Annotated in this window: 12 protein-coding genes and 1 pseudogene; 2 read left to right on the forward strand and 11 right to left on the reverse strand. The window is 69.8% G+C overall.

Annotation, left to right across the window (positions count from 1 at the left end):
- Positions 1-17: 17 nt before the first annotated feature.
- The 10 genes and pseudogenes from ACWGJY_RS00820 to ACWGJY_RS00865 form a co-directional block, all read right to left on the reverse strand.
- Positions 18-3,527 (reverse strand): helicase-related protein, encoded by a 3,510-nt coding sequence (locus tag ACWGJY_RS00820; RefSeq protein WP_453258642.1) that lies wholly within the window; start codon positions 3,525-3,527, stop codon positions 18-20.
- Between the two features lie 988 nt (positions 3,528-4,515).
- Positions 4,516-5,355, reverse strand: a complete 840-nt coding sequence (locus ACWGJY_RS00825; RefSeq protein WP_453258643.1) for an alpha/beta fold hydrolase — start codon at positions 5,353-5,355, stop codon at positions 4,516-4,518.
- The gene (locus tag ACWGJY_RS00830; protein ID WP_453258644.1) at positions 5,352-5,783 is read right to left on the reverse strand and encodes a helix-turn-helix domain-containing protein; all 432 of its coding nucleotides are present in this window, start codon (positions 5,781-5,783) and stop codon (positions 5,352-5,354) included. The genes ACWGJY_RS00825 and ACWGJY_RS00830 overlap by 4 nt, the downstream gene beginning before the upstream one ends.
- A gap of 120 nt (positions 5,784-5,903) precedes the next feature.
- Complete coding sequence (locus ACWGJY_RS00835) at positions 5,904-6,443, reverse strand: M23 family metallopeptidase (RefSeq protein WP_453258645.1); 540 nt, start codon at positions 6,441-6,443, stop codon at positions 5,904-5,906.
- Positions 6,444-6,582: 139 nt separating this feature from the next.
- Positions 6,583-7,851 carry a glycosyltransferase gene (locus ACWGJY_RS00840; protein WP_453258776.1) on the reverse strand — a complete coding sequence of 423 codons (1,269 nt, stop codon included), beginning with the start codon at positions 7,849-7,851 and terminating at the stop codon, positions 6,583-6,585.
- Between the two features lie 201 nt (positions 7,852-8,052).
- Positions 8,053-8,331 (reverse strand): annotated as a pseudogene (locus tag ACWGJY_RS00845) (MerR family transcriptional regulator); the annotation flags it as partial.
- A 274-nt stretch (positions 8,332-8,605) separates the two neighbouring features.
- The gene (locus tag ACWGJY_RS00850; RefSeq protein ID WP_453258646.1) at positions 8,606-9,001 is read right to left on the reverse strand and encodes a GntR family transcriptional regulator; all 396 of its coding nucleotides are present in this window, start codon (positions 8,999-9,001) and stop codon (positions 8,606-8,608) included.
- A gap of 181 nt (positions 9,002-9,182) precedes the next feature.
- Positions 9,183-10,211 carry an ABC transporter permease subunit gene (locus ACWGJY_RS00855; protein WP_453258647.1) on the reverse strand — a complete coding sequence of 343 codons (1,029 nt, stop codon included), beginning with the start codon at positions 10,209-10,211 and terminating at the stop codon, positions 9,183-9,185.
- Entirely contained in the window at positions 10,208-11,137 is a 930-nt protein-coding gene (locus ACWGJY_RS00860) for an ABC transporter ATP-binding protein (protein ID WP_453258648.1), read from the reverse strand. The genes ACWGJY_RS00855 and ACWGJY_RS00860 overlap by 4 nt, the downstream gene beginning before the upstream one ends.
- Before the next feature lie 235 nt (positions 11,138-11,372).
- Positions 11,373-11,858, reverse strand: a complete 486-nt coding sequence (locus ACWGJY_RS00865; RefSeq protein ID WP_453258649.1) for a GNAT family N-acetyltransferase — start codon at positions 11,856-11,858, stop codon at positions 11,373-11,375.
- 67 nt (positions 11,859-11,925) lie between these two features.
- Here ACWGJY_RS00865 and ACWGJY_RS00870 point away from each other — a divergent pair, with 67 nt between their 5' ends.
- On the forward strand, positions 11,926-12,729 hold the full coding sequence (locus ACWGJY_RS00870; protein ID WP_453258650.1) for an exodeoxyribonuclease III: 804 nt from the start codon (positions 11,926-11,928) through the stop codon (positions 12,727-12,729).
- 213 nt (positions 12,730-12,942) lie between these two features.
- Here ACWGJY_RS00870 and ACWGJY_RS00875 read toward each other — a convergent pair whose 3' ends face one another.
- Entirely contained in the window at positions 12,943-13,455 is a 513-nt protein-coding gene (locus ACWGJY_RS00875) for a stress protein (protein ID WP_453258651.1), read from the reverse strand.
- Positions 13,456-13,826: 371 nt separating this feature from the next.
- Here ACWGJY_RS00875 and ACWGJY_RS00880 point away from each other — a divergent pair, with 371 nt between their 5' ends.
- On the forward strand, positions 13,827-15,788 hold the full coding sequence (locus tag ACWGJY_RS00880; protein WP_453258652.1) for a BTAD domain-containing putative transcriptional regulator: 1,962 nt from the start codon (positions 13,827-13,829) through the stop codon (positions 15,786-15,788).
- Positions 15,789-15,802 lie beyond the last annotated feature (14 nt).

The following is a 15,802-nucleotide window of genomic DNA, read 5'->3' on the forward strand; positions in this document are numbered from 1 at the left end:
GGTTTCGACCGCTTGGTTCATTGCGGGGCCTCTCCCTTGTTCCACGCGTCCTGCCAGGACAGCAGCACGCCCTCCGTCTTTAAGTCGCCGAATTCGAAGTCGGCGAACGCGTCCACCAGATAGCGCACTTCGTCCCTGCCAGACCCGTCGGGATGGACACAGACCAGTGCCAGGCGATGCTGGGCGCCGCGATTCCGGGCGACGAGGATTTCATTACGACTCACGTAGAAGCGGTCCGCTCCGGCCCGTCTGCCCTTGACCTCGATGTGGATGAGGCGTCCGTCCTGGGTGAGGGACCGGATGTCGTAGCCCGGATTGTTATGCGGCATCTCCTCAGGTCGGCGGCCGAGCCCGCGCTCCGCGCGCAGCACGGCTCCGATGGCGCGGCGGTCGGTTTCGAAGCCGTCGACGGCGGTCAGGAACGAGTGCTCCTCAGCCTGCGCCTCCACATGCTTGACCAGCCAGCCGGTCGGCACGACGACCGCGCAGCCCGCCATAACAGGTGGACGGGGCTGGAGCGCGGCGTCCTTGTCCAGGTCGGCGAGGCGCCTTTCGCGACGGGCTTCCAGCTCCTCGGCCCATTCCCGTGCCTTCTCCGGGCGGTGGCGGACCTTCTTGCCGTCTACAAGGTCCTGTTCAAGCTTCCCGGCTTGGGCATACCAGTAGCTGATCTCTTGACCCAGGCGTTGCTGTACCTGAGTACGGGTGCGGTCGATGGCAGGCAGCAGTCGGTCCCGTACTTCCGCGAGGTGTTCCGGAACCGCTTGGCGGACCGCCCAGTCCAGGGCGCCGGCGCTTCCGCCGTCGCACAGCCAGTCTTCGTCCAGGAGGATCTCGGCTGCCTCGGCCTCGACGGGCGTTGGCGGTCGGTAGTCCAGGTACGGGGCGGGCCCCGCGTTGCGGGCAGTGCCGTCGGGGAGGAGTTCGACGAAGGCGAAGGAACGGTCTACGGACCTGCGATGGCCATCGACGATGTCACTTTCGAGCGCGACCAGGAGGCGCGGCGTGTCCCCGGAATCGGAGGCGTCGACGAGCACTGCGCCTTTGGCCAGAAGGTCGCCGTGCCGGCGGACGGTCTCGTCCAGTACGGCGTCGAAGAGCGGATGCCCGGGGGCGATGAGGTCGGCGCGGATCTTTCCAGGCGTGGTGATGCAGTTGCGGTCGAAGCAGACGCGTTCATAAGCACGTTGCGGTACGCCGCCTAGTCCTCTGCCGAATCTGCCCGCGTCCCTTAGCACCGCCGGGACGTGGGTGATCTCGTAGCGTCCTGGTTCCCGCTTCCCGAGGCGGCCGCCGAGGTGGTCGAATGCTTCGCGGAAGAACGCCTGGACGTAGTGCGGGTGCAGGCGGCGGACCTGTGCCTCCTCCATGCGGAGCCGTACCTGTTGGACATCCTCGATGCGCATCACCTGGGCGTCCAGGGCGAGCCCCTTGATGAGTTCGCTGGCGCGCTTACCGACTCGGGCGTCGATAACCCTCTCCAGCTGGCCCTTCACCTCGGGCCGGTCTCCGTAGCGGATCGCCTCGACGAGGAGCTTGCGCAGTGGCTCCCCTTCGAAGATCTCCCCGAGGACGTTGTAGACCTTGCCCTGGTACGCCTTGGACTGTTGCTCGATCTTGTCCAGGAGTCGCTGGAATACCTGCCCTTCGCGGGTGTTCTCGGCTACCAGGTTCCACAGGTGGCATACCTCGGTCTGACCGATGCGATGGATACGGCCGAAGCGCTGCTCGATGCGGTTCGGATTCCAGGGGAGGTCGTAATTGACCATCAGGTGGGCACTCTGGAGGTTGAGACCCTCACCTGCGGCGTCGGTGGCGATGAGAACCTGCACGTCGGGGTCCTGGTTGAAGGCATCGCGGATATCGCGGCGCTGTCTGCGGGGCGTTCCGCCGTGGAGGCAGATGACGGCCTCGGGGCGGCCGATGACCGCACGTATGCGGTAGGACAGGTAGTCGAGGGTGTCGCGGTGCTCGGTGAAGACGATCAGTTTGCGGGGCCTACCGAGTCCGTCGCGCATATGCCCGTCGTCCTGGAGGAGTGCGGACAGCTCCTGCCACTTTCGGTCCTCGCCCGAGGCCCGCACGCCAGCGGCCAAGTGCTCCAGTACACGCAGACTTCCGATCTCCTGCTCCAATTCGGCGATTGTGAGCGAGGCGGATGCTGAGTCGACGACCTTTTCCTCGAGCAGCTCCACCTCCTCGCCGGAGAGGTCGTCCAAGTCCTCGTCGAGCTGTGCAAGGGGGGCGGCAACGACCGGTTGCAATGAACCAGGCACTCTGGGACTGCCGGACAACAGGTCGTCGCAGCGTGCCTCGAGCCGTTCCCGGCGCCTCTGCAGCGACTTCGCGATGGCCTCCGGGCTGGAGGCGAGGCGCCGCTGCAGCACGGTGAGGGCGAAGCCGACCTGATTTCCCCGGCGACCGTCGAGCCGCTCGGCCCGGTTCATCTCCTCACGAACGTACGCGGTGACCCGCTCATATAACTCCTGCTCTTTTGGCGAGAGCTGATATGGGACGGTGTAGGCACGGCGCTCGGGGAAGAGCGGACGGCCCTCGAAGGTGAACAGATCTTCCTTGATCATCCGACGCATCAGGCCGGAGGACTCGTGCTGGTGCACGCCGTCGCGGAATCGGCCTGCGAACCGGTCGCCGTCGAGCAAGGCCATGAAGAGCTGGAAGTCCTCCTCCTTACCAGCATGCGGGGTCGCAGTCATCAGTAGGAGGTGACGGGTGAGCCGGCCTAGCAAGCGGCCGAGTTCGTAGCGCTTGGTGGTCTTCAGTTCACCACCGAAGTAGCTGGCACTCATACGGTGCGCCTCGTCCACCACAACGAGGTCCCAGGCCGATTCGGCCACGCGGTCCTGTAACTCAGCGGAGCGCGCGAGAGCGTCCATGCGGGCGATGAGGCGGGGATGTTGTTCGAAGACGTTGCCGCTGGCCGCTGTCTCGGTCAACTGGCGCGTGAGCAGAGTGAAGTCGAGGCCGAACTTCTCGACCAATTCGTCCTGCCACTGCTCCACCAGGCCACCTGGCGCGACGATCAGGCAGCGCTCCAAGTCGCCACGCAGGGCCAGCTCCTTGATGTACAGACCGGCCATCACTGTCTTGCCGGCCCCAGGATCATCGGCTAACAGGAAGCGAAGCGGGGTGCGTGGGATCAATTCGCTGTAGACAGCTTGGATTTGGTGGGGCAGTGGGTCGAGCAGGCTGGTGGAGACGGCCAGCATGGCATCCCCTCGCGCGGCCATCCGGATACGGAGCGCTTCGGCTACAAGCCGGAAGAGTTCTGCGTCGGCCGTGAAGCCGCGGTGAGCTGTCGTGGGGGCACATAACGACAGCTGGGGTTCGTGGTCCCGGTAGAGGATGACCTCCTCGACACTCCCGTCAGGCCGCCGATAGGTGGCCTGCGCAGCCGAGCGTCCAAACGTCCGCTTGGCGATGATCTCAACAGCACTCTCCGTCACGATGCCGGAGACGTGGAGCCCTGGGGCGAGGTCCTCCAGGCGCAGAGAGCCCTCCTTGGACATGTGCTGCACCTCCCCCCGACAACCCTGATCAAGCATACGAGCAACTTCTGCTTTCAGATGCGTAGATGAGGAATCCGTCTATCCGCATCTGGTGTCGCGGAAGACGCCCGGTTTGCGCTCCTTGGCCACATGTAGCAGGCCGCAAGGGAATCCAGCGTCCCCGGCGCAGCTCAGGCGCAGATCGCCAGGTCTGAGGAAGGCGGGCCGAAGGCCTGTTCCCTCCGAGGAACGCCATGCGAAGCACGAGCCGACGTAGGGGCGCCGGGTACGTGCTCTCTGCCGCTACCACTTCCGGGGTCATGACTGACCGGCTGTACGTAGCGCCCTAATTTGGGCGGAGCCTTACGACGGTCCGGGTGCGTGAACGGACGGAAGGCCCGCTCGGGGATGTTGGGGCTCGGTCGGTTTCTCCCCGAACGTGGGCTGGGGCGGGGCGGTAGGTCCGCGGAGAAGATTGGTCGGCGGTCGCCCTCACAACCGAGTGCGCAGCATCAGCCCGGCCCCCACGGGGTGATGGTGAAGCCTATGGCCAAGGCATGTTGCAGGCGCACTCCATGCCGTAAGGGCCTCCAGGAAGTTGTATGCATGCTACATCAACTTGGGAAATGATCTTCGCCGTCATGGGAAGCCTCTGCCGAACGCCGCCAAACCCCCAGCTCACACCCACCCGTGAACGGCCCACAGACGCAAAAAGCCGTTCTCGGGTTCGCTCGGGAGGGGTTGACGGGATCCCGCCGATCTTTATGATCGGCGGGATTTTTGTCGTTCCGGGCGATGGTTGTGCGGGCTCGGGGTGGTGGAGGGTGGCGGGCCGCTGTGAGGGGCGTGCTGATCTGCCGTCATGCGGGTGTGCCGGTGTGCCGGGCGTGGCAGGCGGTCACATGGCCCTCGGTGCTCCGGGGTTGGAGGTTGGAGGGGGTGCTGCCGACTGTGGCGGCGATGGCGCCGCCGCCGACCAAGGGTGAGGGCGCCAGGGCACGGGGGCGGGTCAGGTGTGGAGGAAGGTCAGGATGGCGTCGGTCTGGCCGAGGATGGCGTGGCCGGTCTCGGGCAGGAGGTGCACGGTGGCGTGCGGGACGCACCGGTGCAGGCGCCGGGCGGTTTCCTCGGAGTCGAACATGGCGTCGCGGCGGCCGGCTATCAGCAGTACGGGCATGGTCAGGCGGCGCAGCGCGTCGTCGGGGAATATGGGCAGGCGTTCCGTGCGCGGCTTGAAATGCTTGAAGGTCAGCATGACGTGGTCGAGGGCGGGCCGGGCCTCCGGCGAGTACAGGCCCGTGGCGGTGCGCGTCGAACGGAGTGCCCCGCGGCGTCCGAAAGGGAGCAGGAGCAGGGTCTTGAACAGCCAGCCCAGTTTCTGCCTCCCCACGCCGCCGGGGCACAGCAGGGCCAGGCGCGTCACCCGCTCCGGCCGGCGGGTGGCGTAGTCCAGCGCCAGCCAGCCGCCGAGGGAAGTCGCGACGATCGAGGCACTCGTGAGACCCAGCCCTGCCAGTACCTCGTCCAGCCACCGTGCGGGGGCCTCGGAGGCCAAGGGTGGGCGGGACGGTGCACTCATGCCCGGCTCGCCGATGACGTCGACGGCGTAGGTGCGGAAATGCCGTGCCCAGGAGGAGATGTCGTCGCGCCACATCGTGGTGTTCGCACCCGAGCCGTGGAGCAGCAGTACGGGAGGCGCGTCCTCGGGGCCGGAGACGACGACGAAGGTTTCGCCCTCGCGGGTCGGTACCCGCACATGCTCGGCGGGTACCGGCCAGGTGCGCAGCATCTCCTGGTACCGCCGCTGGATCTCGTTCGCGCCGGCCTCGGACTTGTAGATCGCGCTCATGACGCGAGTACCCCCTCCATGTAGTCGAACAGCCGGGCCGTGTCCGCCAGGCCGCCCAGGACGATGACCTTCATCCGGGCGCGCTCCTCGTCGTAGGCCGTCTCGATCCGCAGGGGGGCGCCGTCCGGGCGGCGGTGGGCTGCCGAGCTCATCAGGAGGGTGGTCAGGCGGTGGGCCGTCTCGGCGCTGACCGCGTCGATCTCCACGATGCCCGATACCTCGGTGTGCCGCTGCCGCCCGGCCGTCTCGCTCAGGGGCGCGGGCACCGGCCGGCCGGTGAACGCTTCCAGGTCCTCGTGCGCGATCCGGTACTGCTTGCCGATGCGGACCGCGGGCAGCCGCCCGTCCCGCACGTAGGTGCGGATGGTGCGTACGTGGAGGCCGAGGCGTTCGGCGACTTGGTCCACGGAGTAGAGGCGGTCGTTCATGAAAATACTCTAACTTCCTCTATGAGGCGCCACAATAGGGAAGTTTGAGGAAGGGTGGGGAGTGGAGGGGAGAGGGGGAGGGGGAGGGGGAGGGGGAGGGGCGGTTTTTTCGGGTGGGGGTCAGCGGGTGAAGGGGCGTGAGGTGAGGCGGATGCCGTGTCCGGCCAGGTAGGTGAGGGGGTTGATGTCCGTGCCGTAGCGGCGGCCGGTGCGTACCTCGAAGTGGAGGTGGGGGCCGGTGACGCGGCCGGTGGAGCCGCTGTAGCCGAGGCGGGTGCGGGCGTGGACCCGCTGGCCGGGGCGGACGGTGATGCGGGAGAGGTGGCCGAAGAGGGTGTAGCGGCCGTCGTTCATCCGGATCGTCACGGCCTTTCCGTAGGCACCCGACCTCCGGGCGAGCACGACGGTGCCCGAGCCCACGGATCTGACCCGGGTCCCGGTGCGTAGGGCGAGGTCGATGCCGGTGTGGTGGCCGGCCTGCCAGGTGCCGCGCATGCCGTAGGGCGCGCTGATGCGGTAGTGGGTGGTGGTGGGGTGGGCCCACGTGCCGGCGGCGGTGGGGCGGGCCCACGTGCCGGCGGGGGCCGCCTGGGCCGCCTGCGACGCCGCCAGGGCGAGGACGGAGCCCAGGGCCGCCGTGGTTATGGCGTGGAGCAGCATTCTGCGAAGCGGGGGGCGTTTGCGGAATGTGGTCATAGTGGTGAGCCCACGCCTAGTGGCGGGTGGTCGCATCCCGGGGCGGGGCCACGCGCCGCCGAACGGGTGGCGGTTGGTCCGGAGGGTGGGTCGTCGGGCCGTTTCACCACTCCGGGCGCTCGACCGCCTTGAGGACTTCGCCGGCGCCGTCCTCGGTGGCGAGGCGCCGGGCCGCCTCGGTGGCGCGGGTGCGGCGGGTGGCGGAGGTGGTGGCCTGGGTGAGGGCGTGCGCCAGGCGGGGGACAGCGTCGTCGGCGGACAGTTCACTGAAGGGAATCGGGGCGGTGGCCACGCCCAGGGAGGCCAGACGGGCGGCCCAGAAGGGCTGGTCGGCGGTGACCGGGACCGGCACGGTGGGGACGCCGGCGCGCAGTCCCGCGGCGGTGGTGCCGGCGCCGCAGTGGTGCACCACGGCGGCCATCCGGGGGAAGAGGAGGGCGTGCGGGACGTCGCCGACGGTGAGGAGGTCGGCGTGCTCGGGCGCGTGGTGGGTGGTCAGGCCCGCCCAGCCGGACTGGAGGATGCCGCGGACCCTGGCGTGGCGCAGGGCGGCCGCAGTGATGCTGCTCAGACGTTCGCCGTCGCCGCCCGCCATGCTGCCGAAGCCGATGAAGACCGGGGGCGGGCCCGCGGCGAGGAAGTTCTCCACCGCGGGCGGGAGTTGGGCGTCCGGTGCGTGCCAGGGCCACCAGTTCCCGACGATGTCCAGGCCGGTACGCCAGTCCGCGGGGCGGGGTACCAGGACCTCGCTGAAGCCGTGCAGGACCGGCCGCCCGGCGGCTTCGGTGCGGCGGCGGACCGCACGGGGGGTCGCGGGCGGCAGGCCGAGGCGGGCCCGGAGGTCGCGGGTCGCTTCCGCGTAGAGACGGTCGATGATGCGGAGCGAGAGACGGCCGGCGGCGCGGTTGCCCCAGCGGCCGAGTGAGCGCCCGCCGCTGACGACCGGGGCGAAGTCGCCGGTAGGGGTGTGGGGGACCAGGGGCAGGTCCAGGGACGGGATGTCCAGCGCCTCGGCGAGGTGGTTGCCGAGTGGTGCGGTGGTGGTGGAGAGCAGGAGGAGGCCGGTGTCCTCGTGGGCCGCGTCGGCGATTCCGCCGCCCAGTTTCTTGATGAAGGCGGCGGCCTGGCGCATCAGGGCGCGTTTGCTGCCGGGGTCCGCGTGCTGAGCACGTCCGGCGGTGTCGGGACGGCGGGTGCGCGGGTCGGCCGGCAGCCGGCGGAACTCCAGGCCGGCGGCGCGTACGAGCGGGGCGTAGGTGTCGTGTGTGGCGAGGGCGACCTCGTGTCCGCCGTCGCGGAGCCGGGCGCCCAGGCCGGTGTACGGGGCGACGTCGCCGTACGAACCGGCGGCGGTGATCAGGATCTTCGTCATGGAGCGGTCCGCCTTCGCTTCGGTCAGGGGAAGGGCGCGTGCGGAAAGGACGCGTACGGAAAGGACGCGTACGGAAAGGGGCGTGTGGTGGCAGGGCGTGGTGTGCAGGGGGCGATCTGCGGTGGGTAGGGGCGCCGGGGGACGGGTTCGTGCGTGCTGGACCTCCATGGCGTGCTCGGCGACCTCGACCAGCCGCTGCAGCTTGGCGATCTGGTCGTTGAGGAGGCGGCGGCGGGCGCGGAGATGGCCGAGGACGTCGGCCTCGGGGTCTGCCAGGATCGTGGCGATCTCGTCGAGGGGGAAGCCGAGCTCCCGGTAGAAGAGGATCTGCTGCAGCCGGGCGAGGTCGGCGTCGCTGTAGAGGCGGTAGCCGGCGGGGCTGCGGTCGCTGGGGGAGAGCAGGCCGGCCTTGTCGTAGTGGTGCAAGGTCCGCACCGTGATCCCCGCGAAGCCGGAGACCTGCCCGACCGAGTAGCTCATCGCAGCGCCTTTCGTCCCGTCACCGGCCGGCCCGCCCCTTCCGGTGAGGGTGCCACCGGTGGCGGGGCCGTGCCGCCTTCAGGCTGGAGCCTGACGTCGGGTGAGGGTCAACCGTGGTGCGGGCGGCGGGCGGCGGGCCGGAGCAGACCGGGACAGGGCAGGACAGGCGGGGTGAGGGAGTGGCCGGCTCAGCCCGGGTGCGACGCCGGCCCGTCGTCCGTACCGCACCGGTCGCCGCACGGCCGGGCCCCGCCCCGCTCACTGCCCGCCCGGCTCAGCCGTCCGGATACCGGTCCTGCAGCACCGCATTCACCAGGGCCTGGACGTCCTCCCGGTCCAGCCCCTCCGTGCGGGCCCGGTCCATCCAGGAGCGGAGCTCCTCGCGCAGCAGGGCGTCCGCCGCGGACTCGGGGCGGGCGAGCGTACGGCTGACGAAGGTGCCGAGGCCGGGGCGTGGTTCGACCAGGCCCTCGCGTTCCAGTTCGCGGTACGCCTTGAGGGTCGTATTGGGGTTGACCTTGGTCGTGGCGGCGACCTGTGCGGCGGTCGGCAGCCGGTCGCCCTCCACCAGGATGCCCAACCGCAGCGCCTGCTGGACCTGTTGGACGATCTGGAGATAGGTGGCGACGCCGCTGCGGCGGTCGATCCGGAACTCGACGACGCTCACCACCTCTCTGCTTCTTCCGCTTCTTCCGCCCGTGCCGCGCGGTGTGCCGCCGGCGTCGTGCTGCCCGACCGCTTGATGATCGGGCTGGTCGTGCCGGGTGTCAAAGCGCCGCCCGGGGTGTTCCCCGTACGGGGGGAACACCCCCGGGACCGGCGCCCGCACCGTCCGGCGTGCGCGTTGCCGTTCAGAGGGGCCGCCGGCGTGCCTGCCATACGACGCAGGCGAGTACCACGGCGGCCAGCGCCAGCAGGATTCCCGCGCCCAGCCACTGCATCCCCGCCATCTGCCCGTAGTCGAAGTACTGGGTCACCCGGTTGACGATGCCCAGCTTGGCCCGGCAGGCCTCGGCGTTGCCGCCGTGCACGCAGGTGCTGAAGCCGTAGAGCCTGCCGTCCGCGGTGGACACCCAGTCGTCGATGCGTACGGAGGCGGCCGGCAGCTTCGGGCCGTCTCCGTTGAACGGATAGCTGACGCTGCGCAGGGTGCCGAGCCGGGGGCGCAGCTGTTCGCCCCAGAGGGTGAGGGTGACCATGGTGACGACGACGGTGGCCCCCATCGCCGCCGTCACCCGCTTGATCAGCATGCCGAGGGCGATTCCGCAGGTGGTCAGGAACAGCACCATGGCGACCGGGACGGGGCCGGTGCTGTCGAAGGCACCGCCCTCCAGCCAGTTGCCGCCCATGGCCAGCTCGTGCGCCGGAGTCCACAGCCAGGTGAAGGCGGCGGACAACAGGGTGGCGCACACCGCCACGAAGGCCAGCGGCAGCCCGAGCATGGCGGCGATCCAGCGGCCGCGGCTCACCGACTGGGTGGTGACCAGCCTCACGGTGCCGTGCTCCTGCTCGGACGCGATCAGCGGTGCGCCGATGAAGATGCCGGAGACCGTGGACAGCAGCGCCAGGAACTGGGTGTCGCGGTCGAACATCGTGCCGAAGCTGCTCTGGAACGTGCTGAGCAGCTGGTCGCCGCCACTCGCCGAGCCGCCCTTGGCGTGCAGGAAGTCCATGACGCCGATGCGCTGGTAGGCGAAGGTCGCACAGCCCACGACGGTGATCAGCAGGGCGATGCGCAGCAGCGAACGGTGCCGGCGCCAGACCAGCCAGGGCAGGCCGCGCAGCGGACCGCGGCGGCCGGCGGCCGAAGCGGCGGGAGCGCCGTCCGCGGCCGCTGCCTGCGCCACGCCGGCCGTGTCGGCCGTGTCGGTCCGGTTCACGCGGCGGCCTCCTGCGGTCCGTCGATGCGGGCCTCGTCCGCGATCAGGGTGGGTGCTTCGGGCGAGCGCAGATAGGCCAGCAGGACTTCCTCCAGGCTCGGCGCCAGCACCTCCCAGCTGTCGGAGAGCGGGCCGTGGGGCCGGACCAGGGCGTTGAACTGCCGCCCGGTGACCCGGGCTTCGACGACGGTGTGCCGGCGCCGCAGCTCCTCGGGCACCCCGTCGTCGCCGTCGGCCACGCCCGTCACCAGCAGGTGCGCGGGCACCAGCTCCTCGGTCTGGCCGGCCATCCGCAGCCGGCCCTCGGCGAGGACGAGGAGGTAGTCACACATGACCTCCATCTCGGCGAGCATGTGGGACGACATCAAGACGGTGGTGCCGTGCTCGGCGGCCTCGGCCATCAGCAGCCCCGACAGCTCGTGCCGGGCGAGCGGGTCGAGGTCGGACATCGGCTCGTCGAGCATCAGCAGCTCGGGCCGCTTGCCGAAGGCGAGGGCGAAGGCGACGCGGGTGCGCTGGCCGCCCGAGAGGGTGCCGATCCGGGCGCTCAGCGGCACCTTCCCGGACCGTACGATCCGCTCGGCCAGCGCCTGGTCCCAGCGCGGGTTCAGCTCACGGCCGAGCCGCAGGGTCTCGGCCACGGTGAAGCGCGGGTAGAGGGGCTTGTCCTGCGCGAGGAAGGCGACCCGCTCCAGGACGGCCGGGTCGGAGACCGGGACGCCGAACAGCTTCAGTGTCCCGGTGGTCGGCTGCACCAGCCGGGTCGCGGTGCCCAGGAACGTGCTCTTGCCCGCCCCGTTGGGTCCGACGAGTGCGCAGACGTGGCCGGCGGGGAGCCGGAAGGAGCAGTCCCGCAGGGCCCAGCCGCGACGGTACTTCTTCCCCAGGCCTTCGGCCTCGATGGCCCATGGGCTCGGGTCGCTCACCCGAATCCCCCCTTTAGCTAGTTGATTAGTGGAATGAGTATGGAGAGCGTTCCGGAGGCATGTCAACCAGCCGTGTCAAACAGCCGTGTCAGCCAGCCATGCCAACCAGCCATGCCAACCAGCGGTGCCGGGCAGCGGTGCCGGGCAGCGGCCCGAAGGGGCCGGCCGCCGACGGCCGAGGCCGCCGCAGGGCCCCTCGGCCAATGGTCGCCAGCCGGTGGTCACCAGCCGGTGGTCACCAGCCGGTGATCACCAGCGACTTCGCCATGCATCTGCTCTCGTCATACGTCCGGTACAGGCCGAACTTCTCGACCGGCACATAGCCGCTGGAGGCGTACAGCTCCAGCGCTTCGGGCTGCTGGGTGCCGGTCTCCAGCACCATGCGGGAGCGCCCCGCGGCCCGTGCGTCCGCCTCCAGGGCGGCCAGGATCCGCCGGGCCAGCCCCTGCCCGCGGGCCTCCGGGAGCACGAACATCCGCTTGATCTCGGCGTCGCCGGCCGCGTACCCCTCCGCCGCGTCCTCCTGCCGCCGCCATCCGCCGGTGGCCAGCGGACGGGGCCCGTCGTAGGCGATCAGATACGTGCCGCGCGGAGGGGTGAACATCTCCGGGTCCAGCGGCGTCATGTCGCCGTCGCCGTAGCGCCGGACGTACTCCTGCTGGACCAGGGCATCGAGCGTGACCGCGTCGGGGTGGTCATAGCGGACGGGGCGTATCTCCATTCCAGAAATCGTACGGGTGAGCGGGTGCCCGGCGCGATGCGTTCCGGGGGATGGGTATCGTGCCTGGATGCTCACCGTGACCTCTGTGAATGTGAACGGACTGCGTGCCGCGGCCAAGAAGGGCTTTGTCCCGTGGCTGGCGGGGACCACGGCCGATGTGCTGTGCCTGCAGGAGGTGCGGGCCGAGACGGCTCAGCTTCCGGAGGAGGTGCGGGAGCCCGCGGGGTGGCACACCGTGCACGCCCCGGCAGCGGCCAAGGGGCGGGCCGGGGTCTCGCTCTACACCCGGCGGGAGCCGGAGCGGGTGCGGGTGGGTTTCGGGTCGGCGGAGTTCGACGGCAGCGGGCGGTACGCCGAGGCGGACCTGCCCGGTGTCACCGTCGCCAGCCTTTATCTGCCCTCCGGCGAGGTCGGCACCGAGCGCCAGGACGAGAAGGAACGCTTCATGGCGGAGTTCCTGCCGTACCTCGTCGACCTGCGGAAGCGGGCCGCCGCGGACGGCCGTGAGGTGGTGGTGTGCGGTGACTGGAACATCGCCCACCAGGAGGCCGACCTGAAGAACTGGAAGGCCAACCGGAAGAAGTCCGGCTTCCTCCCGGAGGAGCGTGGCTGGCTGACCGATGTGCTCGACGAGACCCGCGGCGGGTACGTGGACGTCGTCCGCAGCCTGTACCCGGACACCGAGGGCCCGTACTCGTGGTGGTCCTACCGGGGCCGCGCCTTCGACAACGACGCGGGGTGGCGCATCGACTACGCCATGGCCACGCCCGGCCTGGCGCAGCGGGCGGTGAAGGCGTACGTGGAGCGGGCGGACGGCTATGACCAGCGGTGGTCCGATCATGCGCCGGTGACGGTCGTCTTCGACCGCTAGGGCGCGCCTGTCGGGTCAGGGTGTGCCTGTCGGGTCAGGGTGTGTCTTCCGGATCAGGGAGTGTTTTCCGGGTCAGGGCGTGCCTTTCGGATCAGGGCGGGGTGCGCGGGACGTTTCCCGGCAGCAGAACGGCCCGCCGGGTATTCCGGCGGGCCGTTCTGCGACGGAGTCGGGTTCAGCTGTGTGGACGGTGCCTCAGAAAATGACGGTGCCTCAGGAAATGCGGGAGAACTTCACGTAGCCACCGTTGTCGGGGCGCTCCCAGATGCCCCTGAAGGCCCAGTTGATGTAACCGCCGTCGCCCTTGTTCGTGAACTCGCCGTCCTCGAAGATCCAGATGCCGTAGGTGACGCCGTCGTAGGTGGCCGAGCCGTACTGCTTCACGCCGTTGAGGTGGTCCTCATACGGCTGGCTGAGGTTGTGGACCATGACGTTGTAGTGCTGGCCGCTCTCGTAGAACGCCGACTCCATAAGGTTCTTGACGAAGCCTTCGCGGTTCTGGGCGGTCTTGATCGACGCTTCGATCTTGTTGGCAATGCCGAGAACGTCGACGTTGAAGTTCAGGTTCGCGTTGGCGCCGACATCGACCGGCGACTCGCCCGCCGCGGCGGCGGGAGCGGCCGGGGCGGCGGACGCCGCCGCCGGGAACGCGACAGCCGTGCCGCTCAGTGCTGCGCACAGCGCCGCCGCCGCAAGGCCCTTTTTCACAACGTTCTTGGTGAACATGGTTCTCCTCCATGGGTACGGATGGCAGTCCCCTCCGCTCTCCGATGCGGGTATCGGGGAGCGGAGAGGTGGACCGGGGCAGCCGCTAGGGGATTGCCGCTGCGACCGGCACAGGAACCACGTTTCGCGGTCTCGCTCATGAACTGCTCACATCGTGATCACGTACTCCGCAGATGGTCCTCATGTTTCACTGACTTTTCGTCAATTCACCTTCTGCGTCCACATAGTGAGAGCGGGGCGGAGAAACGGAACCTGGCGTTCCCGCCGGTGGTCTTCGCTGGTAAAAGGGCGGTTTGCCGTGCGTGCACCGGCGGCATGAACTTAAGGGCACAATGGTTCAGTTGCGGCTACTAGGGCCGGTTGAAATTGAAGTGAACAATGGGCGACTGCTGAGCCTGGGAACGGGCCGATTGCGCACCGTGGCCGCGATTTTGATCAGCGAGGTCAATCATGTGATCCCGGTGGCCAGGCTGATCGACCTGGCGTGGGATGCGGATCCGCCGGCCAGGGCGAGAGGTGTGGTCCACAATCATGTGCACCGCTTGCGGCAGTTGCTGGCCGGCCAGGCGGAAATAGCCACCCGGGGCCCGGGGTATGTGCTGATCGCCGACCCGTGTGCGGTGGATGTCAACCGGTTCCGGAAACTGGTGGCCGACGCTCATGAGGCCGAGCCGTGGACCGCCGTGGCGAAACTGCGCCAGGCGCTCGGGCTGTGGCGTGGTGAGGCGCTGGCGGATGTGCCCGGCGACCGGGTCAGACGGACGCTGGGCGTCGGCCTGACCCAGGCGAGGGTGGCGGCGCTGCAGGAGCTCGGCGCGAAGCTGTTGCTGCTCGGCCGCTACGGGGAACTGGTCACGGAGTTGACGGCCTGGCTGGCGGAGCATCCGTTGCACGAGGAGCTGACCGCTCTGCTGATGCGCGCGCTGCAGGCGAGCGGCAGACAGGCCGAAGCCCTCGGTCACTACCACCGGACCAGACGGCACCTGAAGGACCAGCTGGGCATCGATCCCGGCCCGGCCCTGAGCGGGACGTATCTGGCCGTGCTGGGCGGGAAGCCGGCGGCCGTGCCGCGCTCCTCCGGCCGCTCGTCGGCCGGACCCGGATCCGGTCCAGGATCCGGTCCCGGTCCCGGATCCGGTCCAGGATCCGGTCCCGGTCCCGGATCCGGTCCAGGCCCTGGTCCCGCCGTGCGGTACGCCTCCGACCGCCCGTCGGCTCCGCTGTCTCCCCTCGCGCACCTTCCGCCTGTCGCGCACCCTCCGCCCGTTGCGCAACTCCCGCCCGGTATCGCCGATTTCTGCGGGCGGGCGAGGGAGATCGCGGCGCTGGACCAGAACCTGGACCGCGTACCGGGACCGGGCTGTGTGGTGCTCGCGGGCGGGGGAGGGGCCGGCAAGACCACGCTGGCGGTGCACTGGGCGCACCGCCTCAAGGCCGAGTTCCCCGACGGGCAGTTCTTCGCCGACCTGCGGGGGTTCGAGCGTCCCCCGACGAGAGCGGGCACCGTCCTGTCGGCCTTTCTGCGGGCTCTGGGGGTGCCGGAGGCGAAGATCCCCGACTCCGTGACGGAGCGCTCGGCGCTCTACCGTTCGCTGCTCGCCGGGCGGCGGATGCTCGTCCTGCTGGACAATGCCGGCACGGCCGACCAGGTGCGCCCCCTCCTGCCCGCGACGCCGGGCGCGCTGGCCGTGGTGACCAGCCGAAGACGGCTGTGCGGACTGGTGATCCGCGACGGGGCGGCGCTGGTCACGGTGGGTCCGCTGCCGGCCGGTGATGCCCTGGAGCTGCTGGGCAATGCGCTGGGGCGGCAGCGCCTCTCGGTGGACGGAGCCGCCGCCCGGGAGCTCGTCGAGCGATGCGACCGCCTGCCGCTGGCGCTGCGGATCGCCGCCGCCCGGCTGATGGCCCACTCCGGCTGGTCGCTGGCGGACTGGACGAAGAAGCTGGCCGATGAGCGGCACCGGCTGTGTGAGCTGTCCGCATCCGACCCGGACCTGTCCGTGGAGGCCGGCCTCTATCTCAGCTATCGCGCGCTGTCGAGCGGTGCCGCCCGGCTGTTCCGCTTCCTCGGGCTCCACCCCGGCCCGGACGTGGAGGTGCACGCCGCCGCGGCACTGGCCGGGCGCGACCTGGAGCGCACCCGCCGCCATCTCGCCGAACTGTGTGACGCGCACCTTCTCGAAGAGCAGGCACAGGGGCACTACCTGCGGACCGAGCTGGTGCGCATCTATGCCGGGAAGCTCGTCGCGGCCGAGGAGACACCGGCCGACCGGGAGCTCGCCCTGCGGCGGCTGTCCGGCCACGCCGCCGGCCCCGGGCCGCGGCCCGGATGAGCGAGGGGTACCCG

Source organism: Streptomyces sp. NPDC054765 (assembly GCF_053612065.1).

Coding starts and splice junctions, on each gene's coding strand:
- ACWGJY_RS00820 (WP_453258642.1), bottom strand. CDS start 3,527: ATGTCCAAGGAGGGCTCTCTGCGCCTGGAGGACCTCGCCCCAGGGCTC.
- ACWGJY_RS00875 (WP_453258651.1), bottom strand. CDS start 13,455: ATGTTCACCAAGAACGTTGTGAAAAAGGGCCTTGCGGCGGCGGCGCTG.
- ACWGJY_RS00840 (WP_453258776.1), bottom strand. CDS start 7,851: ATGACGAAGATCCTGATCACCGCCGCCGGTTCGTACGGCGACGTCGCC.
- ACWGJY_RS00830 (WP_453258644.1), bottom strand. CDS start 5,783: ATGAACGACCGCCTCTACTCCGTGGACCAAGTCGCCGAACGCCTCGGC.
- ACWGJY_RS00865 (WP_453258649.1), bottom strand. CDS start 11,858: ATGGAGATACGCCCCGTCCGCTATGACCACCCCGACGCGGTCACGCTC.
- ACWGJY_RS00825 (WP_453258643.1), bottom strand. CDS start 5,355: ATGAGCGCGATCTACAAGTCCGAGGCCGGCGCGAACGAGATCCAGCGG.
- ACWGJY_RS00835 (WP_453258645.1), bottom strand. CDS start 6,443: ATGCTGCTCCACGCCATAACCACGGCGGCCCTGGGCTCCGTCCTCGCC.
- ACWGJY_RS00870 (WP_453258650.1), top strand. CDS start 11,926: ATGCTCACCGTGACCTCTGTGAATGTGAACGGACTGCGTGCCGCGGCC.